The 24,355-nt window shown below is 42.4% G+C and carries 22 protein-coding genes; 9 read left to right on the forward strand and 13 right to left on the reverse strand.

Going from position 1 to position 24,355, the window contains the following annotated elements:
• Positions 1–242: 242 nt before the first annotated feature.
• On the forward strand, positions 243–542 hold the full coding sequence (locus tag IQ230_RS21805) for a ferredoxin (RefSeq protein WP_193934343.1): 300 nt from the start codon (positions 243–245) through the stop codon (positions 540–542).
• Between the two features lie 111 nt (positions 543–653).
• Here IQ230_RS21805 and IQ230_RS21810 read toward each other — a convergent pair whose 3' ends face one another.
• Positions 654–2,276, reverse strand: coding sequence for a SpoIID/LytB domain-containing protein (locus IQ230_RS21810; protein ID WP_407646701.1), 1,623 nt, complete (start codon positions 2,274–2,276; stop codon positions 654–656).
• Between the two features lie 326 nt (positions 2,277–2,602).
• Between IQ230_RS21810 and IQ230_RS21815 the strand changes: the two genes are divergently transcribed.
• The 4 genes from IQ230_RS21815 (at position 2,603) to IQ230_RS21830 (ending at position 4,931) form a co-directional block, all read left to right on the forward strand.
• Positions 2,603–2,866, forward strand: coding sequence for a ParB N-terminal domain-containing protein (locus IQ230_RS21815; protein WP_193934344.1), 264 nt, complete (start codon positions 2,603–2,605; stop codon positions 2,864–2,866).
• Positions 2,867–2,889: 23 nt separating this feature from the next.
• On the forward strand, positions 2,890–3,381 hold the full coding sequence (locus tag IQ230_RS21820; RefSeq protein ID WP_099699409.1) for a Dps family protein: 492 nt from the start codon (positions 2,890–2,892) through the stop codon (positions 3,379–3,381).
• 251 nt (positions 3,382–3,632) lie between these two features.
• A complete protein-coding gene (locus IQ230_RS21825) occupies positions 3,633–4,322 on the forward strand; it encodes a helix-turn-helix domain-containing protein (RefSeq protein WP_193934345.1) in 690 nt (229 codons plus the stop codon).
• A 63-nt stretch (positions 4,323–4,385) separates the two neighbouring features.
• Complete coding sequence (locus tag IQ230_RS21830) at positions 4,386–4,931, forward strand: Dps family protein (RefSeq protein ID WP_193934346.1); 546 nt, start codon at positions 4,386–4,388, stop codon at positions 4,929–4,931.
• Positions 4,932–5,050: 119 nt separating this feature from the next.
• Here the strand turns inward: IQ230_RS21830 and IQ230_RS21835 are convergent, their stop codons facing one another.
• The 5 genes from IQ230_RS21835 to aroC form a co-directional block, all read right to left on the reverse strand.
• The gene (locus IQ230_RS21835; protein WP_193934347.1) at positions 5,051–6,685 is read right to left on the reverse strand and encodes a B12-binding domain-containing radical SAM protein; all 1,635 of its coding nucleotides are present in this window, start codon (positions 6,683–6,685) and stop codon (positions 5,051–5,053) included.
• Between the two features lie 31 nt (positions 6,686–6,716).
• Complete coding sequence (locus tag IQ230_RS21840; protein ID WP_099699413.1) at positions 6,717–6,971, reverse strand: SemiSWEET transporter; 255 nt, start codon at positions 6,969–6,971, stop codon at positions 6,717–6,719.
• Positions 6,972–7,037: 66 nt separating this feature from the next.
• Positions 7,038–7,949, reverse strand: a complete 912-nt coding sequence (locus IQ230_RS21845) for an alpha/beta fold hydrolase (RefSeq protein WP_193934348.1) — start codon at positions 7,947–7,949, stop codon at positions 7,038–7,040.
• Positions 7,950–8,062: 113 nt separating this feature from the next.
• Positions 8,063–8,890, reverse strand: coding sequence for a CPBP family intramembrane glutamic endopeptidase (locus IQ230_RS21850; protein WP_193934349.1), 828 nt, complete (start codon positions 8,888–8,890; stop codon positions 8,063–8,065).
• 119 nt (positions 8,891–9,009) lie between these two features.
• The gene (gene aroC, locus IQ230_RS21855) at positions 9,010–10,098 is read right to left on the reverse strand and encodes a chorismate synthase (protein WP_193934350.1); all 1,089 of its coding nucleotides are present in this window, start codon (positions 10,096–10,098) and stop codon (positions 9,010–9,012) included.
• A 464-nt stretch (positions 10,099–10,562) separates the two neighbouring features.
• Between aroC and IQ230_RS21860 the strand changes: the two genes are divergently transcribed.
• Positions 10,563–11,372 (forward strand): cell division protein FtsQ/DivIB, encoded by an 810-nt coding sequence (locus IQ230_RS21860; RefSeq protein ID WP_193934351.1) that lies wholly within the window; start codon positions 10,563–10,565, stop codon positions 11,370–11,372.
• 1,154 nt (positions 11,373–12,526) lie between these two features.
• Positions 12,527–13,654, forward strand: coding sequence for a cell division protein FtsZ (gene ftsZ, locus IQ230_RS21865; protein ID WP_339384107.1), 1,128 nt, complete (start codon positions 12,527–12,529; stop codon positions 13,652–13,654).
• A 27-nt stretch (positions 13,655–13,681) separates the two neighbouring features.
• On the opposite strand, the gene gshB is transcribed toward ftsZ, so the two are convergent.
• From gshB to grpE, 7 genes are all read right to left on the reverse strand, one after another.
• Positions 13,682–14,650, reverse strand: coding sequence for a glutathione synthase (gene gshB, locus IQ230_RS21870; RefSeq protein WP_193934352.1), 969 nt, complete (start codon positions 14,648–14,650; stop codon positions 13,682–13,684).
• A gap of 7 nt (positions 14,651–14,657) precedes the next feature.
• Positions 14,658–14,918, reverse strand: coding sequence for a glutaredoxin 3 (gene grxC, locus IQ230_RS21875; RefSeq protein WP_193934353.1), 261 nt, complete (start codon positions 14,916–14,918; stop codon positions 14,658–14,660).
• A 216-nt stretch (positions 14,919–15,134) separates the two neighbouring features.
• Positions 15,135–16,211, reverse strand: a complete 1,077-nt coding sequence (gene rsgA, locus IQ230_RS21880; protein WP_193934354.1) for a small ribosomal subunit biogenesis GTPase RsgA — start codon at positions 16,209–16,211, stop codon at positions 15,135–15,137.
• A gap of 126 nt (positions 16,212–16,337) precedes the next feature.
• On the reverse strand, positions 16,338–16,595 hold the full coding sequence (locus tag IQ230_RS21885; RefSeq protein ID WP_193934355.1) for a sulfurtransferase TusA family protein: 258 nt from the start codon (positions 16,593–16,595) through the stop codon (positions 16,338–16,340).
• On the reverse strand, positions 16,592–17,722 hold the full coding sequence (gene dnaJ, locus IQ230_RS21890; protein ID WP_099699422.1) for a molecular chaperone DnaJ: 1,131 nt from the start codon (positions 17,720–17,722) through the stop codon (positions 16,592–16,594). The genes IQ230_RS21885 and dnaJ overlap by 4 nt, the downstream gene beginning before the upstream one ends.
• Before the next feature lie 111 nt (positions 17,723–17,833).
• Positions 17,834–19,810, reverse strand: a complete 1,977-nt coding sequence (dnaK, locus tag IQ230_RS21895; RefSeq protein WP_193934356.1) for a molecular chaperone DnaK — start codon at positions 19,808–19,810, stop codon at positions 17,834–17,836.
• A gap of 237 nt (positions 19,811–20,047) precedes the next feature.
• Positions 20,048–20,737, reverse strand: coding sequence for a nucleotide exchange factor GrpE (gene grpE / locus IQ230_RS21900; RefSeq protein WP_193934357.1), 690 nt, complete (start codon positions 20,735–20,737; stop codon positions 20,048–20,050).
• A gap of 227 nt (positions 20,738–20,964) precedes the next feature.
• Here grpE and IQ230_RS21905 point away from each other — a divergent pair, with 227 nt between their 5' ends.
• Together IQ230_RS21905 and IQ230_RS21910 are read left to right on the forward strand one after the other, a co-directional pair.
• On the forward strand, positions 20,965–22,965 hold the full coding sequence (locus tag IQ230_RS21905; protein ID WP_193934358.1) for a GspE/PulE family protein: 2,001 nt from the start codon (positions 20,965–20,967) through the stop codon (positions 22,963–22,965).
• Between the two features lie 56 nt (positions 22,966–23,021).
• A complete protein-coding gene (locus tag IQ230_RS21910; RefSeq protein WP_193934359.1) occupies positions 23,022–24,158 on the forward strand; it encodes a type IV pilus twitching motility protein PilT in 1,137 nt (378 codons plus the stop codon).
• The last annotated feature ends 197 nt before the right edge of the window (positions 24,159–24,355 follow it).

Consider the following 24,355-nt stretch of genomic DNA (forward strand, 5'->3'; position numbering starts at 1 on the left):
CTCTTCTCTAGTCACTAGCCACTAGTCACTCTCTCATAAGAATAACTAATTAGGATTAAATAACTAAATTTCATTACTAATCGCCTGCAAAATCGGAGGAAATAGGGGGTTACAAGCTATGGTTTTTCTCGTAGTATCAGAAATGAAGTGAACTCAAATATTTTGGACTTTGCTCATAAGCGAAGCCCACAGTTTACTTTAGTTTATCTTATACTGCCGTAGCAAATTGAGAGGATCGCTGAATGGCAACTTACAAGGTCACTTTAATCAACGACGCCGAAGGACTGAATCAGACGATTGAAGTTGACGATGATACATATATTCTAGATGCCGCTGAAGAAGCTGGACTTGATCTGCCTTATTCTTGCCGTGCAGGTGCTTGTTCTACCTGTGCTGGTAAGATCGTGTCAGGTTCAGTTGACCAATCCGATCAGTCTTTCTTAGACGACGATCAAATCGAAGCTGGATACGTTCTCACTTGTGTGGCTTACCCTTCTTCTGATTGCACAATCGAAACTCACAAAGAAGAAGAACTCTACTAAATAACCATCTTGGTTAGTAGCCACAAAGTAGAAAGCAGGAACTGTAATGGCAAAAGTTCCTGCTTCATTCAATGAAAATAGCAGTTAACGTTTAGCTTGAACTTCATATCATCATTTTCCGGTCATTGCTAGCGGTTCTTCGTCATAAAAGGTGATGTGATCGCTCAATGGCTGAATTTGCGTACCAGGATAGTAGAAATTTAAAATTCGCTCACTCGACCAGCCTAATTTTGCTAATCGCTGCGATCCTGTTTGACTTAAACCAACACCGTGTCCGAAACCACCACCAACAAAAGCATAACCCCATAACGAGTTTGCTCCTTTGTTCAGCGGTTGCAGGTAAAACAAAGTACTGCGAGGTGCAGAAAAAGCACTACGGACTTCATCTTTTTCTAAAACAACTGTGCCCAAATCAGTTTCTACCGCAAGTTTCAGAATACGTCCGCTAGGCGATCGCTCAACAACCTGCATTTGATTGATTTGTTTCAAGTTTGCCCACGGGCTATTGTTTGCTTTAAAAAAGCGCTGCAAATCTTCTGTAATCTGTACTAAGCTGCTTTCTTTACGCCAACGGAACATACTCCAGCCAACTTCGTTAAATCCTTGCTTGAGACTAATAAATCGTTGAAAATTCGTTTCTTCGGCTAAACTTTGACCAGATAAGTTCCAAACACTACCAGCAGCATCGACAACTGGTTGCAAGTAGGGACGATCTGTTCCCTGCCAGACATCACTAAATGCCGCAGTCACACCACCTGTTGTAGAAGAATACAAAGCATCGACGAGTTGATTATTGTAAGTTAGTACTCGCCCACTAGTAGCGGCGATCGCGCGATCTGCTAGAGGAACAGCACCACTCAAACCTTTGTAAACTTGGCACTGAGTGTCTGCACATAGTTCATAGTTATCGATCGCAAAGCGACGCAAGTTTCGCAGTGCATACGTCCGTGCAATAATTGCTTGAGCTTCTACAGCAGAATAAGGAACATTTGCTCCAATTTCGTGCGGTACGACACCCCGCAAATAAGTTTCTAAAGGAACTTCATTAATCAACGTATAGGTACCATAGGCATTTGGCTGTAGGCGTATCTTGCCTGCATAGAGACGGCGATCGCGCTGATTGCCCTCGCTCAATTGGATCAAGTTTTTATTTGTTGTAATGTCTATTTCTGGATGACTGTAACGCTTGCCATCCACAACTAAATTGACTGTGGGCGCTTCTTGGAGCACTTGAGTATCAAGGTAAGCATCGTTGTTACCCTTTACCTTTAAACTTAATAATAGCAAGCGTCGTAAAAGAGGAGAGTTGTAAATATCTCGCTTTGCCCACACTTGCCACCGTTCAGGTTGTGCAATCTCAACTTCGATCCCAATTTTCTGCCACTGCTTAGCAGTATCTTCCGCTGTTTCAAAACTGCGATGTGTACTTAGCACAACTCGCTCAGCTAAAGTTACTTTTGGCAGCGGTTGCATCACAGTTTCTAGCTTGACATTTGTTGCTTGTAGTGTTGCTTCATCTCCGGCTTTTGTTTGGATTGTGAGGCGATCGCCTGGAGTTGCCTGTAAACTTAACACATCTGTTGGTTTAGCACCAAATCTTTGCACAATGCCAATTTTGAGTTCTGGTTCAGATTTCTGGGCTGCCATTGCACCAGTTGCTGTACCACATAAGATAAAAATAGTTGTTATCCAAAAGGAGAAGTGCGATCGCTTTTGTCGAGTTTTCCTGTGCAAAGGTTGTGTTCCGCTTGACAACGACAATAAAGATAGATGAGAACTGTAAAAACGACGGCGTGAAAGCTGATGAGTTGCTGTTGCACAGTAAGTATCTTCAACAGTTTGCTTATCGTTGCAATTTCTTTGCGTCTTGATCACTGCTAGTTCCCTCACCGTCATAAATCAGTCTTGTGCTACCTAGTTTGTCTCAGAATAGCTTTATTTTCGAGGACTATAGAGGTTTATTTTAGTTCCTTTTCCAGTATTTTTTGATAAAAACTTGCAAATCAAAGTCATAACGACTATGATTTATATAGGCGATAGCGAGGAGGTAGCAAGGCTAAATGACTAAAGTTCAGGAAATTCCACTCAACCAAATTAGACGTCCGCTGCCACGAGAAAACGATTCCAATAAAGTAGCAGCTTTAATGGAATCGATTCGAGAAATTGGTCAACAAGAACCAATCGATGTACTTGAAGTAGACGGACAATACTATGGTTTTTCTGGCTGTCACCGTTACGAAGCGTGTCAGCGGTTAGGCAAAGAGACGATTTTAGCTAGAGTCCGCAAAGCTCCTCGCGCTGTATTAAAAATGCACTTAGCCTAAAAAATTTACTTAAGGAGAATTGTATGCAAATTCAAAGCAAGGTTATGCCAGTCAACATTGGCATCAATGAAGAAGACCGCAAAGAGATTGCTCAAGGGCTTTCACGTTTACTTGCAGACAGTTACTCACTATATCTCAAAACGCATAACTTTCACTGGAACGTTACGGGTCCAATGTTCCAGACGTTGCATGTGTTATTTGAAGAAGAATATACCGAGTTGGCAACCGCAGTTGATGAAATTGCTGAACGAATTAGAGCACTAGGCTATCCAGCACCTGGAACATATAGCGAGTTTGCTGAACTCAGTTCAATCCCAGAAACGAAGGGTGTTCCTAAAGCGGAAGATATGATTCGGCTGTTAGTTGAAGGTCAAGAATCAGTAGTTCGCACTGCGCGTTCCATCTTTCCAGTTGTCGAGCGAGTTAACGACGAACCCACAGCAGATCTTTTAACTCAACGGATGCAAGTTCACGAAAAAAATGCGTGGATGTTACGCAGCTTGTTAGAACAATAAGAGAGATCACAGGTTAGGGGAACGGAGAGTTATGAGTCGTGAAGTGTTGAGCTTAAGAGAGTTCTGAGTGTTGAGTGTTGAGTTAAGAAAATTCTTTTAATTCAAAACTCAAAACTGACAGTAATGCCTCCGGCACCTTTGTTCGTTTTCCAAAACTCTTTCACTCTTCCACTAGCCACAGAGATTAGGATAAGTTTATAGTCCTTAATCTCTGCTTTTCGATTCCTCTTAATTGTCACAACAATTAAGCTATGGATGTACACGAACAGTCTCAAGGTAGAAGAAATCCAAAACCAACACTAGATCAGCTGACCTTTGCTTTACAAGAACAAATGCAACAGGTGGGCTTGTCTAGTTTTACAGCATTAGCTCGTGCTGCTGGAGTATCGCGAGGGCAAATTCTCAAGCTACGTCGTGGAGAAGTGGGACAAATACGAGTGGAGACTCTGCTCAAGCTTTCTCAAGCACTACAAATGCCGCTAGAGGAGTTGGTAGCAATATTTTCTGGAAAAAACACAAAAACAACCCAGCACCAGGCGTCTGCTGATTTAGAACAAGAGTACCAACGACTGCAAAATCTCCTCGAACAGCAGCGAGAAAACTTATACTATGAATTTCAATATTCAAGTTTACAACTGCTTGAATCGTGGTTAATACAGTGGCCTACAGCAGCCCAAAAAGCACAGGAGAATCCTCAACTACCTGCTGTAAAATTACTACCTTTGATGCGCCCTCTAGAACAGTTATTGCAACAATGGGGAGTGGAAGCGATCGCTTCTGTAGGAACTGAGATCCCTTATGACCCACAAATACATCAGCTTTTAGAAGGTGCAGCACAACCTGGAGATCGCGTCAAGGTGCGTTACACAGGCTACCGTCATAGAGATAAGCTGCTCAATCGCGCCAAAGTAAGCCCTAACAACAATCTCCCCTTTGGCTGATGTCCTCTTTTGTGAGATTTGTTCCACTGATTAAGGAAGAACAAGCGAGTAAAACAAGGAATTATGCGTAAAATCAATATCGGTTTATCAGAAGAACAACGCTCAGGTGTAGTCAAATTACTAAACGGTGACTTATCTGACGCTTATCTAGTTTTGATCAAAACTAAAAAGTTTCATTGGGATGTTGTAGGACCACAGTTTCGTTCTTTACATGAAATTTGGGAAGAGCAGTATACTGCCTTAACCGAAAATATTGACGCGATCGCTGAGCGAGTTCGTGCATTGGGTGGTTTCCCTGTAGGTACAGCACAAGGCTTTTTAGAAAACTCTACGATCAAAGAGCAAGGAGATAATATTCCTCTTGCAACTGAAATGGTAGCTCAGTTAGTAGACGACCACGAACAAATTATCCGCAATCTCCGCGAACATATCGATCAGTGTTCTGAAGAATTTCATGATGAAGGTACAGCTGACTTTCTTACTGGTTTGATGGAGCAACATGAGGAAATGGCATGGATGTTGCGCTCCTTTATTGAAGGTGAGTCCCTAAAAGCAGACGGTTCTAAGCCTGAGGGTGAGATGAAAAAAGTCCCTGCTCAAGTTAAATAATTTACATCACTTGTAGGAAGTTCAACAAGATATCTTCCTAATTACACAAAGCAAAGCGCTTCTTCAAACAACTGAAGAGGCGTTTGTTAATAATATGCTTCTTTGGTGCAGGTCAAGCTTTAACAACCTACTGGCTCCTGATCTCTATTCATCTCAGCTTCAGCGGTAGCTAAATGCTTTAATAAAGTCGCCTGTGCAAGTGGTCCTTGAATATGACTCCACGGTAAAATCCGATCTCTGAACCAATCAGAGTGCACATAAAAATCCAACTCAGGAATCTGCCCGTGTAATGTTTTGAACGCCCGTCGGTAACTTCCCAACGAGTCACCATAGTGCCGCGTTAACTCTAATAATTGTGATAGGCGGCGATCGCCCCGCGACAACAAAGCCTGAATGACTGACCAATTGTAACTTTCTGGACGAAATTCAATGCCTTGAGGTTTAAGTTGCTTTTGTAAAAACTGTAGCCGTTTCTCAGCTTGGCGGTTTACTCCGTACCATTGAAACGGTGTATGCGCTTTGGGAACAAACGTGCTACATCCTAGCGTTAAGCGTAATCCAGGTGCAGCTTTTTTCAGCGATCGCATCATCACTACAGTTTGTTCGAGATCTGCCATGTCTTCTCCAGGAACTCCCACCATTCCATAGAGTTTTAAACTGCTTAATCCTCCAGCTTTAGCATTAATTGCAGCTTGAATAATCTCATCATTATCAAGTTTTTTATTAATAATGCGCCGCAAGCGTTCTGAGCCACTTTCGACTGCAATTGTCAGCGATCGCGTGTCGCGTTTTGCCAGAGTTTGGGCAAGTTGTACTGTAACGGTGTTTGTGCGTACCGAAGCAATACTTAGACGAATGTGGTCGTATTCTGGTTTACTTAAGTATGCCAACAAAGCGTCAAACTCAGGATGCTGAGTCACCGATGCGCCTAATAAGCCAATGCGATCAGTGACAGCTAATCCCCGTTCAATTGCTGGAATTAATGAACCCTCAAAACTCGCTGTCCGAAACGGAAGTGTTAAGTAACTTGCCAAGCAAAAGCGGCACATTTCGGGACAACTGCGTACTACTTCCACCATGTAGATATTTTCCCACGCAGCTTTTTCGGTAACTACTGTAGACGCTGATAAAGTATTACCGCGATAAGTTTGCTTTTCTACAACGTCAGGAATTGCTGCTAGCGGTCGAATTGACTGAATCTCGCCTGTAGGATCGCAATATGTGACTTCGTACAAACTGGGAATATAAACACCTGGAACTTGTGCTAGATGTTGCAACTGAGTTGTGCGATCGGCATTACGAACTTCTTGGTAAGCTGCAATAAAATCTCCTATCAGGTTTTCACCGTCCCCTAGCAAGATAATGTCAAAAAAATCCGCAAAAGGTTCGGGGTTTGCAGTTAACACTGGACCACCACCAAAAACTAGGGGATCGCTGTTACTGCGAGCATTTGCACGAATTGGAACGTTTAAAGATTCAAGTAAATTGAGAATATTAACATAATCAAGTTCCCACGATACAGAAAAGCCGATCAACTCAGGATCTCGTGGTAGCTGTTCGCAAACATCGGTAAATAGACGGCTAACTTGCACATCTGACCGCATTGCTAAAGTCGCCCAAACTACTTGATAGCCCAAGCTAGTGATCCCCACGCTGTACTCATTGGGAAACGCAAAAATTGTCCGAATCGCCTCGTTGTTTGGAGTTGCTGGGTTAAACAAAAGGCGTTCGCTGGCAAAAACAGAGGCAGTCACAGGCTTTAATTAGCTTGAGTTAGCTATTGAGTCATCTATATCTTATTTTAAGCCCTAGAATTATTAAGTTGAAAATGAGTGTAATTAAGTTAGCAAGAATAATAGGTAAAGCTTGCAGGTAAATTCCATAAATTAACCACAGAAATACACCTGTTGAAAATATCATTAACATCCCCAAAGAAACGTCTTTGGCTGATTTTGATTGCCAGGTTTTAAATAATTGTGGTAAGAAAGCAATTGTTGTTAATGTTCCGGCTATAAGTCCCAAAATTGTAACAGAATCCATGAAGTTATTAGATAAGAATTGAGCAAATACTAGTTACAGAAAATACAGAAACTGGACGAAGGTTATTTAAGATGTTTTTTTAGTAAATTCTCGTGCTATTTCTTGAATTGTTTGGCGTAAGTTTTCTGAGTGCAACCAGCCGACAAAGCCACTGTAAAGACATTTGCCTTCTGGACAACTGACGAAAACGTGATCTATTCCTAATGAGTTTTTCCACGTGCAAATAGAAACACCGTTTTCTAAAGTGAAGCACACTTGGGCTTTAGTAAAGTCTCGATGGTGTGCGTCTGTGATACCGGAAACGAGTTGTAAACGATCAATGAGTAAGTCAGTTAAATCAGGATCGGGAATACTGGTTAGTGTTTTTTCGCTAGCCCAAAAATCTTTGATAACAGTTGCTACCTCAGAATGGTGACGCATAATTGCGTGAGATAAGCCAGGCAGTAGGACAAACTGGGCATTGCGAAATTTTGTTGAACCTATTGGAATCGTGCCATCACTACCATTATCAAAATCTCCAGCAATACTTAATGTAGGAATTTCTTTGGCGATCGCTTCAGCTATTCCTCGGCGATTTTTGCCCAAGTCGCCTGCAATGCCAACTCCCAAACTCAGGGGATCAAACATTCTTGCTAGATCTGCACCTCCTACAGGCGATGCGACAAGAACTAATGATTCAACTCGCGACCACCATGCAGGATGACGATTAAGAACTTCTAACCAGATTAATCCTCCCATTGAATGACCAATAATGCGGATAGGGGTGTCTGGATACCGTGAATTTGTTTCAATAGCAATTTTTTCGACTGCTTCAATTAAAGGTTCTATCCGTAACCAAGTATTAACAAAGCCCAAGCTGGGGGCAATGATGAGTGTTTTCGGAGTCGCCAAACGGTTTGCTAGTGATGCGATCGCCTTACCGGTATCAGCCCATCCGTGTTGTGCGTAGAGAATAAAATCTGGTTTACCAGTGACCATTCTGCCTGAACTTAAACTATAGCTCAGTGCTATACTAACTATCTTTCTGATACTTGCGTGGTTTCACCTTTTCGTATTTACCTAACCCATCAAGCAATTAAAATCACTCTTTGTTATCTGTGTAAGATAGGTTCTTGTGCTTTGAAATAGTCATAAACAACCAAGCCAATAATAATAACTACCAGAGTTATAAAACCTGCTAATCCAGTTAATCCCACAGTTAAGTCATTTCCTCCTTGAATGACTAAGGTAGACAATCCTGCTGTACCATTCATAGTGCCATGCAGGATAGCAGCAGCAACGACAGATTTTGCTTTGATTCTGATGTAACTATAAATCGGTGATAACAACACGGTAAAAAGCGTCATCATGAAGACACCAATAACCGGATGTTGAGGGTAATTATGACCTTGAAGAATGATGGGAGCGTGCCATATTCCCCAAATAATACCAATAAGAACCGATGCTTTCCAAAAGCCTATGCCATTGAGTTCTTTTTGCAGAAATCCTCTCCAGCCTAATTCTTCACCAAAAGCTGCGATCGCATTAACACTCAAACCTGCCATTAAACCTTGAAGTATGCCAACTACTATAAAAGTCATGGGAGCAGCAGCTACCTCATTTTGAATTTGCTTTAATTCTGCAGGAGGAACTAGAGATTTTAGTTGCTCAAACAGCTTTGGCATTTCTGCAGTATATTCAACATCAGGAAAAAGTAAACTAATTCCTAAAGCAGCGATGGCGCTAATTGGAGGAAGTAGCCATGCTACTAAAAACCACCAATTCAACTGCCAAGAAATTCCTAACTTTGTCCACGGTTCTCGATATAAACGATGAATGACAACAGTAACAAACATCGGAACAAACATATAAAGCAAGGTGATAATCAAAGACCCTGGAAAAATCCACTTGCCTCCTAATGCCAGATAAACTATTACCAAAAGATAGCTGCACAAAAAGGTTAAAAAAACAAATAAAAAAACCTTTTTGATGTTTATGAGCATGATAAATTCAATGGCAATTTTGGTTATTATTACTTAATTTTAAATTCTAGCGATCGCTAAAACACTCCACACTGCCCTTGCTGTCGCAATAGATGATCGCATAGTACCAAAGCAACCATTGCCTCTACCATCGGTACGGCACGCGGTAACACACACGGATCGTGTCTTCCTTTAGCAGCTAACAAAGTTTCTTCTCCTTCGCGGTTAACCGTACGCTGTTCCTTACGAATTGTCGCAGTCGGTTTGAACGCTACCCGCAAAACAATGTTTTCTCCGTTAGAAATTCCTCCCTGAATCCCTCCTGAACGATTTGTTATAGTACGAACTTCCCCGCGATCGTCGGTGTAGAATTCATCATTGTGTTCGCTACCAGTGAGTAAAGTTCCAGCAAAACCAGAACCAATTTCAAAACCTTTAGAAGCTGGTAAGGACATGACACCTTTGGCAATATCGGCTTCTAGTTTGTCAAAAACAGGTTCTCCTAAACCTTTAGGGACATTTCGCGCAACACATTCAACGACACCGCCAATAGAATCTCCCTGTCGTCCAATTTGTTCAATGTGTTCAATCATGCGTTCAGCACATTCAGCATCAGGACAGCGGACAATATTGCTTTCAACTTGGGCGCTGGTGACAGTGTTGGGATCGATAATGCCTTCTAAATCTTTAATTCGTTTGACATAGCCAATAACTTCGACGCCAGCAACTGCAAACAGAATTTTTTTGGCGATCGCCCCTGCTGCAACTCTCCCAATTGTCTCGCGGGCAGAAGATCTTCCTCCACCTTGCCAGTTCCGAATGCCATATTTGGCATCATAAGTCGCATCCGCATGTGAGGGACGATATTTTTGTGCCATTTCATCATAGTCTTGCGGACGAGTATCTTTGTTGCGTACCAAGATTGCGATCGGAGTTCCTAAAGTTTTCCCTTCAAATACCCCTGATAAGATCTCGCAGGTATCTGCTTCTTTACGTGGCGTTGTAATTTTACTTTGACCTGGACGCCTGCGATCTAGTTCTTGTTGAATGTCTTCAGTAGAAATTTCTAAGCGCGGTGGACAGCCATCAATCACTACTCCAACGCCACCACCGTGAGATTCGCCAAAAGTCGTTACCCGAAATAAGTGCCCAAAAGTATTACCCATAGTATTGGGGTCAATAATGTTTTAATTAAACTTAAAGATATCAAGATTCTACTGCTTGCTCTAAGCATCTTGCTGTTGATGAGATACACAGTTTAAACATTCCCGCTAGCATTTACGACATGGGGACATTTTACGGGCTGCTGTATCCTGATTCGTTTCTCAGACTTAGGTATTAATGCTCAATTCAGTAAAATTACTGAATAATTAGTCGCGATCGCAAATAAACTTCAGTAGTTCTACTGTAGCCACTCTACACTTAACTGCCATAAGAGTGGTACTCAATGCATAATCATCATGTCAATCACATCGTCAGTGTTGGTCAATACTTTGTTTTTTGTACAGTGCGTCAGTCCTACTGTTAACTTTGCACAGCCTCAGACAAGCTCTAGAATATCCAAGCATGGTATGAGCAAGCTAAGACAAACTAAGTTACTTTTTTGTAAAACATCTGCTATTAGATTAGGATGACCAGCATAGAATCAGTTTCGCGCTCAGATTTAGAGCAAAGACGAAAAAAGTTGCGTACTCACAGACGCCTCAAAATGTTACAAGCTGCATGGCAAACCTTAGCAGTAGGTGGCATGTTGGGTGGTTTAGTTTGGGCAACGACTCAACCTATTTGGGTACTACAAGAGTCTAGCCAAGTCACAATTGAAGGAAACCAACTTCTAGCAACACCCGCAATTAAGTCATTACTACCAGTATCTTATCCGCAGTCGTTGCTGCGGATTCGGCCTGAAGCGATCGCAAACTCTTTAGAGTCTCAACCAACGATTGTTGATGCGACTGTAACACGCGAATTATTTCCTCCAGGGCTACGGGTGGTCATTACAGAAAGAATTCCTGTAGCGATCGCCTACATTAGACCACCTCAAGCTGTTACAACGGATACACAAGCTAACATGGGTTTTGTAGATGCAAATGGGATATGGATTCCTTTTCAAACCTATGCTGCTCAATCTACAAATCTAAAACTACCTCAATTAAAAGTTATTGGTCCCTGGGAAAGATATCAATCTTACTGGTCTTCAGTATATCAAAGTGTTAGCCGTAGCCCAGTTAAAATATCTGAGATTGACTGCCAAGATCCAACCAATATTATTCTCAAAACTGAATTAGGTATTGTACATCTTGGTGCATATAGTTCGAGATTAACTCAACAACTACAAGTCCTCGATCAAATGCGGCAATTTCCTCAGCAACTAAATTCTAGTCAAATTGCTTACATTGATCTCTCTAATCCTGAAACTCCAACAGTACAAATGAACCAGTAAAAATAGTTAATCCTGATACGCTATAGGGCTAACTTTGGTGTCATATTGTCAAGAGATCTTCTTTATTTTTTTTTAGAACAATGATGAGTTTTTTTGATAAAAATAAAAATATCCTTTGCGATTTCTCGCTGAGTACAACTTTCAAGTTTGTATCACTAAATCTTTGGAAATAGTATCTAGCAATTCCCATCAGAGTTTTGCGATTAACAAAATTGTCAGTACAATTAAAAATTGTTCAAAATAAAATGAAGTAGTTTTATGCCAATGACTAAGATAGCTTAGATACGTTTATGTATTTTTCAGGTTTATGGGCTGGGAGTATAGTGTAGGCGTTCTCTTAGAAAGAAAACTTACTAATTAGTTAGTTAATAGTAGAAATCGAGTACAAGACCTTGTATTAACGAACGCAAAGCATACAGTAACACAAGCAAGAGATGTTTCAAAGATTGACTGATTGCATGACAAGATATTGCTAAAAACCCAATAGAAATGTTGCTATCTTAATGCGAATTTAATGAATATAGCTTAAGAAATACATAGTAATAAGGCGAGCGTCGCATCCAAACTGTAGGAGCTACACTTTGTGAAGAATAAACAGTCGAGAGTGAAATCTGTTATTAACTCTATTAATTACATTCAGCAAAATCAATTGCCAAAACTTAATGTGCTGATGCATGCTCTTGGGCAATCAAGTTTGCTATTTGCTAGCAGACCTCATATTATGAAGTCTATTAGGACGACTATCGAGATCAGCACTACGCCTACGCGATCATCTCAACAAAAGCAGCTTACTGTGTACGAGCACCAATTAAATCCTTTAAACTTTAAGAAAAACGACATTAATCTATTACCTGATTCACTCTATTTAAGTCAATGCCAGTGGTAATTTCCTAACGTTAGAGTGAAACTTACACTCATACCGAAGAGCAATTGTAGAGTCAAAGAAGGTCAACCTATAGTAGACTCTAAGCCAAATCACATAAAAAGTTGTTTATATAACCTTGTTCATGCCAATGGTGCTTAATAGTAAAAGAGAGCCAACTGAGAAAAGCTCACAATCTCCAGGACAGTCAGGTTACTCTCTGAGTGTCAACTCTAATAATCCCTTCAACTCTTCCGGAATTCACTTTGGGCAAAATTATGATTCCAAAGGAATGCCTGAGCATGACGACCAAATGGATGGTATTGTACCAGGTCGAGTCGCTAATATCAAAGTTATTGGAGTTGGTGGCGGCGGTGGTAATGCCGTTAACCGCATGATTGCTAGTGAGGTCAGTGGTATTGAATTCTGGTCAATCAACACAGATGCTCAAGCTTTAACAAACACCTCAGCAACTCGTCGGTTGCAAATTGGACAGAAGCTGACACGTGGACTTGGTGCAGGTGGTAATCCGGCGATTGGTCAAAAAGCAGCTGAAGAATCGCGTGAGGAAATTGCTGCAGCTTTAGAAAATGCCGATCTCGTTTTTATCACTGCGGGTATGGGTGGCGGTACAGGTACGGGTGCAGCACCAATCGTTGCAGAAGTTGCCAAAGAATTAGGTGCATTGACAGTAGGAGTCATTACTCGTCCATTTATGTTTGAAGGACGGCGACGCACCTCACAAGCTGAACAAGGTATTGAGGCACTCCAAAGTCGAGTCGATACGCTCATTGTGATCCCCAATGACAAACTGCTATCTGTGATCTCTGAGCAAACACCTGTACAAGAAGCTTTCCGGATAGCTGATGACATCCTGCGTCAAGGTGTGCAAGGAATTTCTGACATTATTACTATTCCAGGATTAGTTAATGTTGACTTTGCAGATGTCCGCGCAATTATGGCAGATGCAGGTTCAGCATTAATGGGTATTGGTATTGGTTCCGGTAAATCTCGTGCCAGAGAAGCAGCAAATGCTGCGATTTCCTCTCCTCTTCTCGAATCTTCCATTGAAGGAGCTAAGGGTGTTGTTTTCAATATTACTGGCGGTCATGATTTGACTTTACATGAAGTCAATGCCGCTGCTGAAACAATATATGAAGTAGTAGACCCCAACGCCAACATTATTTTTGGTGCAGTAATTGACGAAAGACTGCAAGGTGAGATCCGAATTACAGTAATTGCTACAGGATTTACTACAGAAGCTGCTGCAGAACCACTATCTAATGTAAAAGTTATTTCAAAGCCACAACAAGCAGCACCAACCAATCCCTCTCCTCCTGCTATTGAGATAGAAACTGTAGAAAAACCAGGTTTAGATATCCCTGAGTTTCTCCAGAGAAGACGCAATCCTCGCTCTTAGCAAAAAGCGTAGACGATTTATCGACGTCTACGCCTGTAGTCTTGCTTCTATCCACCGAATAGCCTGTTTGCCTAAACGAGTACCTTCTAAGCGATCAATTTCTCTGATACCCGTTGGACTTGTCACATTAACTTCGGTAAGATAACCACCAATGACATCAATTCCTACAAAATACAAACCGTCTTGATGCAGTCTTCTGGCGATATCAGCACACATTTGCTGCTCTCGCTCAGTAATAGCAATTTGCGCAACAGTACCACCTGCTGCCATATTATTGCGAAATTCATTACCTGAAGAAAGTCGATTGAGTGCGCCAATAGGTTTACCATCCAGAAGAATAATTCTCTTATCTCCTTCTTTAGCAGCTGCTAAGTAAGTCTGCACCATCACTGGGACACTTCCTTGTAAAGTACTTAACTCAACCATTGAGTTAAAATTGCGATCGCCTGCTTCCAAATAGAGAATTCCTTCTCCAGCTTTATTTCCTAAAGGTTTAAGAATTGCTGCACCTTGTTTTTCAACAAACTCGTAAATTGTTTGTTTATCAGAACTGACGATTGTTTCTGGAATCCACTTGGTAAATTGCAGGGCATACATCTTTTCATTTGCTGCCCTAATTCCTTGGGGATCATTGATAACAAAGGTTTTGGCAGGATCGATATAGTCTAAAATGTACGTAGCATAGAGGTAGGAAGCCGTTACAGGGGGATCGGTACGCATAAAGACCGCATCCATACTTTCTAACGGCGCAAAAGTGCGATCGCTCAATTCAAACCAAGGAGTTTTTACTACCCATCGTCCTTGTACGAGTTCCACAGGCTTTAGCTGCACTCGTTCCAACATAGCCCAAGCTTTGCCCGCTACGACACTGAGAAGATTCGCTTGAGTTACCCAAACAGAATGACCTAATGCTTGTGCGGCTTCCATCAAGGCTACGCTAGTATCGTGTCCTGGATCGAGACGTGTAATGGGATCGATAATGAAGGCAAGTTTCATAGCTTTTTTACGCTGTTAGCAATTGATCGAGCTTGCCTTGAAATTCCAATTCGTACAAATCGTCACAGCCACCGATATGATTGTCATTGATGAAAATCTGGGGAACAGAACGTCTACCATTGGCGCGTTTTGCCATGAGCGATCGCGCTGCCTCATCCCCATCAATTACGTATTCTGTGAATTCAACATCTTTTTCTTTGAGTAAAGCCTTGGCACGAATACAAAAAGGGCATCTACTCCAGGTATAAATTTCAATATTGGGATTCATAAGCTATTGAGAGAATGACAATAAGAACAAAAAACTACTAAGCAATAATTCTTAAACTTTATTTTAAACTCTGGCTGATGCGGTATGCGAAGAAAGGTTGATTGAAAAGGCTTGATTTAGGGATAGAAGATTATGCAAGTTTCCTCCTCTCTACAAAATATCAATTACGAATGACAAATTCATACAGCTTTCACCTGACTCTCGACCTCTTGTAAACTACTGCAACTCATCGGCTTCTTGATACAATTCTTGTAATGCTTGATGTTGAGTTCGTCGTGAATGCCGTCGATATTTCGTTTCTAACTTTGGTTCGTATTGTCTTCTACCGCGCTTCGTTTTCAGCTTCAAACTTGATTCAGGATCGGCTTGTTGATCGATCTGTTCTTGATGTGCGATCGCGTCTTCGAGAAAAGCTAAATAATGCTCGTATCGCTCCCAATCACCTCGCACAGCACAATTTGGCTCATCGCGATGCAAACAATCACTAAATTGACAAGTTTGTTGGGTTAGCCGCTGTCGTGCTTCAGGAAAGAAATTGACTAACTCGTGTGGGTGATAATTCAAATCTGGTTGATTGAAACCAGGAGTATCTGCCAGTAATCCACCATCAGGTAAGGTAAAAAGTTCTACATGACGCGTTGTATGACGTCCGCGACTAAGCTTACCAGAAACTTCACTGGTACGGAGGTTAACTGTCGGAACCAAAGCATTAATTAAACTTGATTTTCCTACACCTGAAGGTCCAGCCATTGCTGAAATTCGTAGTTTGAGAAGATCTCTAACTTCAGAAATACCATTTCCCTGACGCACACTGACGAACACAGGTTGATAGCCCCACTGTTCTAAGCGATTGTGCCATTGTTGCTGTTGTTCAATTGTCAATAAATCGCTTTTATTCAAACACAAACGAACATCCAATCCTGTAGATTCAGCTTTAACCAAAAAGCGGCTCAGTTGGTAAGGGTCTAGTGGTGGTTCTTCTAAAGCGAAAACCAAAAGAATTTGCTCAGCATTGGCAACTGGCGGACGATCCAATTGAGACTTACGTGGTAAAACACTTGCGATCGCACCTCTACCACCTGCCCAATCTGGTTCAACAATTTCCACGCGATCGCCAACCATAACTTGCTGTCCTAACTTCTTAAGTCGCGCTCGCCGCGTACATAATAGGAGGGGTGAGGAATGAAGGGCAAGAGGCGAGGGAACTAGACGTACTTGATAGTAGTTAGCTTGGACTGCTAGTACTGTACCCATTAATGGTACATCTGCCGTGCTAGTAGCTTCCTGACTCATGTAATAATCATCAAGCGTCGCCAGAGATATATTCCCGTGAAGGCAAAATCGTACTCCATGTAGAACTTCATTCCAGACCTCCGATCTCTGAACCGTAGGTCTGCGCTAAGCGCGTCCTCTGACCCCTTACGCATTTGCATCACCTGGGCATTGGACTATTAAGACAAAGTAGCCATTACATTCAGTGATTTGTTCAACTGGATAACCTGCCATCATTAAACTATCAGGAACCTGCTCAATAGGTTCACCAGGGTCTAACCAAACTTCTAGTCGCGACCCTGGAGGCATTTTTTCCAAGCGCAGTTTTGTCCGCACAAAGTTGAGTGGACAGGGAGTACCACGCAAATCGAGTTGTGCGTGAGGTTGAGATGCCGTTTGATTCATCGCTGAAACAGATTTCCCAAAAATCCTTCTAGACCACCTTTACCTGTGCGATCGCCCTTAATTTTAGCTAATTTTTCTAGTAATTCCCTTTCTTCAGTAGTAATCTTTGTAGGAATGTCGATCAAAATTGTAATGAGATGATCTCCGCGACTTACCGGATTACCTAAGCGCGGGACACCATGATTTTCAAGAGTAATTACTGTGTTAGGTTGTGTTCCTGCTGGTACTAACAACTCTTGTGGTCCATCCACGGTGTTTACTTGTATCCGACATCCTAGGATCGCTTGGAGATAGCTAATCTTAATTTCTGATAGGACATTGATGCCTTCGCGCCGAAATTCTGCATCTTCGTTGACAAACAAATAAACGTACAAATCTCCTGGAGGACCATTACGCTGCCCTGCATCGCCTTCGCTAGAGATTCGCAACCGCGTTCCGTTATCAACTCCAGCAGGAATTGTTATTTTCAGCTTCTTTGTAACTTGTCGTACGCCGTTACCTTCACAAGCATCGCACTTTTCTTCAATCATTTGTCCTGTCCCATTACATGTAGGACAAGTCGATACTTGGGTAAAACTGCCAAAAGGCGTACGTGTCACGCGCCGTACTTGACCAGAACCACTACACGTTGAACAAGTGCGCGGTCGAGTTCCAGGTTTCGCACCTGAACCGCTACAAACTTCACATGTTTCTAGGTGCGAGATGCGGATTTCTTTTTCACCACCAAAAACGGCTTCGCGAAACTCTAGCTTGAGATCTAATCGCAAATCGTCACCGCGTACAGGACCGCTGCGTCGAGATCGCGCTTGTTGCCCTGCACCAGAAAAACCGCTGAAGAAGCTTTCAAACAAATCGGCAAAACCGCCCATGTCACCCATGTCTTGGAATCCTCCGACTCCAACTCCACCAGCGACTCCAGCTTCACCAAAGCGATCGTAACGAGCGCGTGTTTCCGGCTCAGAAAGCACTTCGTAAGCCCGATTGATTTCTTTAAAGCGCTCTTCTGCTCCGGATTCTTTGTTCACGTCAGGGTGATACTTCCGGGCTAATCGCCGGTAGGCGCGCTTGATTTCTTCTTTGTCGGCGTCACGAGAAACACCTAAAATTTCGTAATAGTCGCGGGCCATAAAGCGCTGCTTTGCTCGAGGTTAGTAGTTATACAATTCTTAATTTTAAATTGACAATTAAGTCATTAGTCATTATTCCCATACTACAACTTTAAGAGAAACTGATAGTTGTTACTCAATTGCTTCATAATCAGCTGTGACTGTGTAATCTTCATCAAAATCAAAATTGTATTCTTCTGCAACCGTAGCATTCTCTACGGTACCTGAGTGCGATTCAGACTTACTTTCGATTGGAGTGCCAACTTCTGCTGCCTGAACCGATTGGTTTTGTTCTTCGTCAACATTTTTGTAAACATCTGTACCAATTGACAGCAGTGTTTGTTGGAAGCTATTTAAGATTTGCTTGACTTCTGCTACTGGGGTAGTTTGCTCCCCAAAAGCAGAACGTAGCTCTGCGGCTTTTTGACTGACTTCAAGTTTTAGGCGATCGCTGATCAAATGCTCGTTATCTTTTAGAGTTGATTCGTAAGTGTACAGTAAATCCTCTGCTTGGTTGCGTAGAGCAATCATTTCTACACGCTTTTTGTCTTGCTCAGCGTAGATTTCTGCTTCTTGACGCATTCTTTCTATCTCGGCAGCACTTAAGCCACCAGTATTTGTAATACTAATACTTTGCTCGCGCCCCGTACCTTTGTCTTGAGCTAAAACTTTGAGAATCCCATTGACATCAATTTCAAACGATACTTCAATTTGAGGTACCCCCCGAGGAGCTGGAGGAATTCCGGTTAGGAGAAACTTGCCAAGGCTTTTATTGTCTTTTGCTAATGGGCGTTCTCCTTGAAGGACGTGAATTTCCACAGACGATTGACCATCAGTTGCAGTAGAAAACACTTGCGATTTACTGGTTGGAATTGTCGTATTTCGCTCAATAACTTTTGTAAAGACTTCTCCTAGCGTCTCAATTCCTAGCGAAAGTGGGGTGACATCTAATAGCAGAACGTCTTCAACTTCGCCTCCTAATACTCCACCTTGAATAGCAGCACCTAGGGCTACTGCTTCATCTGGATTGACTGAACGTTCTGGGGCTTTGCCGTTAAAGAACTTTTGGACAGCGTTCGTTACTGCGGGAATGCGTGTTGAGCCACCAACCAGGATAATACGGTCAATGTCTGCTGGCTGTAAACTGCAATCTTTTAACGCCTGACTCATAGGTTTGATTGTTGCAGCAATCAGATGGTTCACCAAGTCTTCAAATTTAGCGCGGGTGAGTTCCATTTCTAAATGCTTTGGTCCAGTTGAATCAGCCGTGATGAACGGTAGATTAATTGTCGTAGTACCCAGGCTAGACAGTTCTATCTTGGCTTTTTCGGCTGCTTCCCGTAGCCGCTGCAGTGCCATTTTGTCTATAGCTAAGTCAATGTTTTCTTGTTCTTGGAAACAGGCAATCATCCAGCTAACAATGCAGTTATCAAAGTCGTCGCCGCCAAGTTGGTTGTTACCAGCAGTTGCTTTGACTTCAAATACGCCGTCTCCAAGTTGGAGTATAGAAACATCAAATGTCCCACCACCAAGATCGAACACGAGAATTTTTTGCTCTTGTTCTAGCTTATCCAAGCCGTAAGCTAAGGCTGCTGCTGTGGGTTCGTTGATAATGCGCAATACTTCCATTCCAGCAATCGTGCCAGCATCTTTGGTAGCTTGACGTTGGGCATCTGTAAAGTAAGCTGGCACTGTAATAACTGCTTGGGCGATCGCTTCACCAAGAAGACTTTCAGCATCTTGTTTGAGCTTGCGCAAAATCATTGCCGAAATTTCCTGAGGAGTGTAGGTGCGATCGCGAATTTGGACATCAACTGTATTGTCTCGCCCTTGAATGCACTTGTAAGAAACTCGTTGGCGTTCTGCAGTAGTATCGTCCCAGCGACGCCCAATAAATCGCTTGATACTGTAAATTGTATTTTCCGCATTAGTAACGAGTTGCCGCTTAGCGAGTTGCCCAATCAGGTGATCGCTTCCCTTGCCAAACCCCACAACACTAGGGGTTGTTCTTCCTCCTTCAGAATTGGCAATAACCATTGGTTGACCACCCTCTAAGATGGCAACACAACTATTCGTGGTGCCTAAGTCGATGCCAATGACTTTTCCCATGCTTTCTGGTCGTAAGTGCAATTAGAACATAGTTTGTGCCCTGGGATATTAGATCTCTTGCACGAATATTGCAAAGCGCTCTTTTGCCCCCTCTCTGTTTCCCTCAATTCTGGGGAAGAAGATATGGGAAAAAGTTTGTAGGGCGTTAGAGAGGCAAGATTTCAATTCAGGCAGGAAGTATGCACTTCCTGCCGAGGCTTCGAGTTTTCTGGTTATCGCCAATATGATTTTATTAGCTTACTCAGTTAAGTTTGGTAAATCTGACGTTTCTCCTGGTTCGGGAGCCGCAGATACTTTCACCAAAGCATGACGTAAAACGCGATCGCCTAAGAAATATCCCCGAACTAACTCTTCTAACACTGTTCCTTCTGGATGTTCATCCGTAGGTTCACGCATTACGGCTTCATGAAAGTTCGGATCAAAAGGACTTCCTTCTGAACGCATTGCGGAAACACCCAGCCGTTTTAAAGTATCCACCATTTGCTTATAAACGCTTTGGTAGCTTTTATGAATGGTCATTTCCGCATCGGTTTGTGGCTTGATCTGCGATCGCGCCCGCTCAAAGTTATCAACTACAGGCAATAGCTCTGTAATTGTGTCCCGCTTGATTTTCTGCTCAATTTCTTCTTTTTCTTTTTGTGTCCGTTTGCGGAAATTCTCAAAATCTGCCCCAATCCTTATATATTGAGAGGTGCGTTCCTCCAACTGCGATTTGAGCGATTCTACCTGCGCTGTTAATTCAGCTAATTCTGGATGTCCTTGATCAACAGCAGCCGTAGCAGCATTTTCCTCACCCGTTATTTCATCTGGTGAGCTTGCTGATACTACTTGAGCATTTACCTCGGAGTTATCATTCAAATTCATTGTTTCAGCTGAGGTGTTACTCTCTTGTTCTGAGATTTCTGTTTGTTTGTCCTCGTCAACCATTATGCACCAATCTTAGATACTCGAAACTACGTTAAATAGTTACTTGTTTCACCGTACCTTTTCTAGGATGCACTAATTACACTCTAAGTCGCAAAATCTAGTACAACTTTTTAGGAGCGAGAGGTGAGTGATTAGTGGCTAATGACTCTACCATAATTCCTTGTGCTATGTAGTAACTTTGCAAATTTTTTGGGAATACTTCATATGGAAACTCTCACGACTCATGTATGACTTACTCCCCCTCACAGCGGCGTGCCCTGATCGTCAAAAATGACTTTTCTCCTTTCGGCAATAAAGTGATTGAGTCGGGGTATGTCAGTAATGAACAGATGCAGCAAGCTCTGAGTGAAAGTCGTAAATCTAAAAGACCCATAACAGAAGTATTAGAGTCACTAACTGGACGTCAACTCCCACCTGACTTACTAAGGTTTTATAAAAAGCAGCAACTCTTTGAACTCAAAATTGTTTATGGCGTTGAATTTATCGATCCCCAGCTCAATCAAATTGCCCCTAATCAAGTCGCAAATTTGATCGACACGCTCATTCCGGTTGAGATTTGCCGCCGTTTTCAATTAATTCCTTTGTCTCAAAACGCTGACCCTCCTTCAGTATTAGTGGCGATGGTCGATCCCGATCATCTAGAGGCTCAAGATTATTTGAGTCGAATTCTCCGTCCCAAAGGATTGGGATTGCAACGCATGGTGATGACGCAAGAAGACTTCCAGCAATTGCTTTCCAAATACCTCGATGCACAAGTTGAACAGCAAAAACAGCGAGACATTCAAAAATCAGTTGATGTTCAATCTGAGATCGAAGGCTTAGAGGGCTTTGATTTACAAAATGCCAACGATGAAATTGAAGCAGATTTAGGTGCTGCTATCCAAAACGCTGAGGCTGCACCCGTTATCGCTTTAGTCAATAAGATTCTTGTCAAAGCCTTGCAAGAAAAAGTTTCGGACATTCACATTGAACCGCAAGAAGAACATTTACGAATTCGCTTTCGTAAAGATGGAGTTTTACGTCAAGCATTTGAGCCACTACCGAAAAAGATTGTGCCGGCTGTTGTTGCTCGATTCAAAATTATTTCGGAACTGGATATTGCTGAGCGGCGGATGCCCCAAGACGGACGTATTCGACGAGTATTTGAAGGACGTAAAGTAGACTTTCGTGTGAGTACTTTACCAAGTCGTTATGGTGAAAAAGTTGTCTTGCGAATTTTAGATAATTCAGCGACTCAACTTGGTTTAGACAAACTGATTAGCGATGAGGAAAGTTTAGAGATTGTCCGTGAAATGGCAAGCCGTCCCTTTGGATTACTGTTAGTGACAGGACCAACAGGTTCGGGAAAATCAACAACCTTATATTCTGTCTTGGCAGAACGTAACGAGCCAGGGGTCAATATCAGCACAGCTGAAGATCCAATTGAATATTCTTTACCAGGAATTACTCAAGTACAGGTAATTCGTGACAAAGGTATGGATTTTGCCTCCATTTTGCGGTCATTTCTGCGGCAAGATCCTGATGTCATTCTGGTAGGTGAAACACGAGACAGAGAAACTGCTAAAACGGCAATTGAAGCGGCACTAACCGGACATTTAGTCTTAACAACACTCCATACGAATGATGCTGCAGGTGCGATCGCCCGCTTGGATGAAATGGGTGTTGAGCCTTTTATGGTATCAGGTGCGTTACTTGGTGTTGTCGCTCAGCGTTTAGTTAGACGCGTTTGTTCAGCGTGTCGCATCCCCTATTCACCTTCTTCTACAGAGTTAGCACGCTTTGGTTTAACAAGTTCGCAAGACAATGGTGTGACTTTTTACAAAGCAAAGGCTTTACAGCCTGAAGAAATTGCCACTGCCCGCAGTCAAGGCGAACTTTGTCCAGAGTGTAGCGGTGTTGGATACAAAGGACGTTGTGGCGTGTATGAGGTGATGCGTATTAACCAACGGCTGCAAAATTTAATTACTGAAGGTGCCCCGACCGAACGCATTAAAGAAGTTGCAGTAGAAGATGGCATGAAAACCTTGCTATCTTACAGCCTTGACTTGGTACGTCGAGGGCAGACCACACTCGAAGAAGTTGAACGTGTCACATTTACTGATTCTGGTTTGGAGGCAGAACTTAAAGCGAAACGAAAGAGTTCTTTAGAATGTCAAACTTGTAGCGCGGAGCTACAACCAGAGTGGTTAGAATGTCCCTACTGCATGACGCCACGTTTTCAAGATTAAACAGCCATTAATGATTAGCAATTAGTACCATACTTAAACATCAGGAGATAAATTCTATGGAATATATGATTGAAGACCTCATGGAGCAAGTTGTTGCTTGTGGTGGTTCTGACTTACATATTTCAACTGGCTTACCGCCTTATATCCGCATTAGTGGCAAGCTGACTCCGACTGATTATGAACCGCTAACAGCGGAGCAATGCCAGCGCTTAATTTTTACGATGTTGAACAACACGCAGCGCAAGCACCTAGAACAAAACTGGGAACTTGATTGCTCTTATGGTGTACGAGGATTAGCTCGCTTTCGTGTCAATGTCTACAAAGATCGCGGAACGTATGCAGCTTGTTTACGAGCGTTATCTTCTCAAATTCCAAGTATGGAAGCTTTGAAACTACCAGACATTGTTCGAGAAATTTCTGAAAAGCCTAGAGGATTAGTCCTTGTTACAGGTCCTACTGGTTCTGGTAAATCAACAACGTTAGCGTCAATGATTAACAACATCAACATGACGCGCTCAGAACACATCTTAACGATTGAAGACCCGATTGAATTTGTTTACGAACCCATCCAAAGCTTAATTCACCAGCGTCAGATCGGAGAAGATACGAAAAGCTTTGCTAACGCCTTGCGTGCAGCATTACGGGAAGATCCGGATGTGATCCTTGTTGGTGAAATGCGGGACTTAGAAACAATTTCACTAGCAATCTCTGCCGCAGAAACAGGTCACTTGGTATTTGGTACATTGCATACTAGTTCAGCAGCGCAGACAGTTGACCGGATGGTGGATGTATTTTCGCCAGAACAACAACAGCAAATCCGCGTACAGTTATCAAACTCACTTGTAGCTGTATTTAGCCAAACACTTGTACCGCGTAAAAATCCTAAACCAACTGAATTTGGCAGAGTCATGGCACAGGAAATTATGATCGTGACTCCAGCGATCGCTAACTTGATTCGCGAAGGCAAAACTTCTCAAATCTACTCGGCAATTCAAACAGGCGCAAAACTAGGAATGCAAACTCTAGAAAAAGTTCTTTCTGACTTGTATAAAGCAGGAACTATCTCACTCGAAGCTGCAATGTCCAAAACTTCTAAGCCTGACGAGCTTCAACGTCTCATCGGTGGTAGTATACCTGCAGCTCATGCAACATCAGCTAAACCAGGTTTGGGTAGATCAGTACTTGTAAATTAATTCTTTGCTTCTTGTAAGTAGCTCGCGTTCTGCCAAATGAAATCTTAGATGTTAGATGTGAGGTAGGCATCTTGCCTGCCCATTCGCCCCTTAGCCTAATCCAGACTGTCTCACATTTAAGTTGAATTAACATAATTAGCGGATGTATAATACTCCTCCTAATACTTAGTCTTCAGGAAATATTAGTTATTATTCGT

The organism is Gloeocapsopsis crepidinum LEGE 06123 (assembly GCF_015207655.1).
GTDB classification, from domain to species: Bacteria; Cyanobacteriota; Cyanobacteriia; order Cyanobacteriales; family Chroococcidiopsidaceae; genus Gloeocapsopsis; species Gloeocapsopsis crepidinum.

Coding starts and splice junctions, on each gene's coding strand:
- dnaK (WP_193934356.1), bottom strand. CDS start 19,810: ATGGGAAAAGTCATTGGCATCGACTTAGGCACCACGAATAGTTGTGTT.
- IQ230_RS21830 (WP_193934346.1), top strand. CDS start 4,386: ATGCGTAAAATCAATATCGGTTTATCAGAAGAACAACGCTCAGGTGTA.
- IQ230_RS21860 (WP_193934351.1), top strand. CDS start 10,563: ATGACCAGCATAGAATCAGTTTCGCGCTCAGATTTAGAGCAAAGACGA.
- IQ230_RS21840 (WP_099699413.1), bottom strand. CDS start 6,971: ATGGATTCTGTTACAATTTTGGGACTTATAGCCGGAACATTAACAACA.
- gshB (WP_193934352.1), bottom strand. CDS start 14,650: ATGAAACTTGCCTTCATTATCGATCCCATTACACGTCTCGATCCAGGA.
- dnaJ (WP_099699422.1), bottom strand. CDS start 17,722: ATGGCCCGCGACTATTACGAAATTTTAGGTGTTTCTCGTGACGCCGAC.
- IQ230_RS21805 (WP_193934343.1), top strand. CDS start 243: ATGGCAACTTACAAGGTCACTTTAATCAACGACGCCGAAGGACTGAAT.
- aroC (WP_193934350.1), bottom strand. CDS start 10,098: ATGGGTAATACTTTTGGGCACTTATTTCGGGTAACGACTTTTGGCGAA.
- IQ230_RS21820 (WP_099699409.1), top strand. CDS start 2,890: ATGCAAATTCAAAGCAAGGTTATGCCAGTCAACATTGGCATCAATGAA.
- rsgA (WP_193934354.1), bottom strand. CDS start 16,211: ATGAGTCAGGAAGCTACTAGCACGGCAGATGTACCATTAATGGGTACA.
- grxC (WP_193934353.1), bottom strand. CDS start 14,918: ATGAATCCCAATATTGAAATTTATACCTGGAGTAGATGCCCTTTTTGT.
- ftsZ (WP_339384107.1), top strand. CDS start 12,527: ATGCCTGAGCATGACGACCAAATGGATGGTATTGTACCAGGTCGAGTC.
- IQ230_RS21910 (WP_193934359.1), top strand. CDS start 23,022: ATGGAATATATGATTGAAGACCTCATGGAGCAAGTTGTTGCTTGTGGT.
- IQ230_RS21905 (WP_193934358.1), top strand. CDS start 20,965: ATGACTTACTCCCCCTCACAGCGGCGTGCCCTGATCGTCAAAAATGAC.
- IQ230_RS21815 (WP_193934344.1), top strand. CDS start 2,603: ATGACTAAAGTTCAGGAAATTCCACTCAACCAAATTAGACGTCCGCTG.
- IQ230_RS21845 (WP_193934348.1), bottom strand. CDS start 7,949: ATGGTCACTGGTAAACCAGATTTTATTCTCTACGCACAACACGGATGG.
- grpE (WP_193934357.1), bottom strand. CDS start 20,737: ATGGTTGACGAGGACAAACAAACAGAAATCTCAGAACAAGAGAGTAAC.
- IQ230_RS21825 (WP_193934345.1), top strand. CDS start 3,633: ATGGATGTACACGAACAGTCTCAAGGTAGAAGAAATCCAAAACCAACA.
- IQ230_RS21885 (WP_193934355.1), bottom strand. CDS start 16,595: ATGAATCAAACGGCATCTCAACCTCACGCACAACTCGATTTGCGTGGT.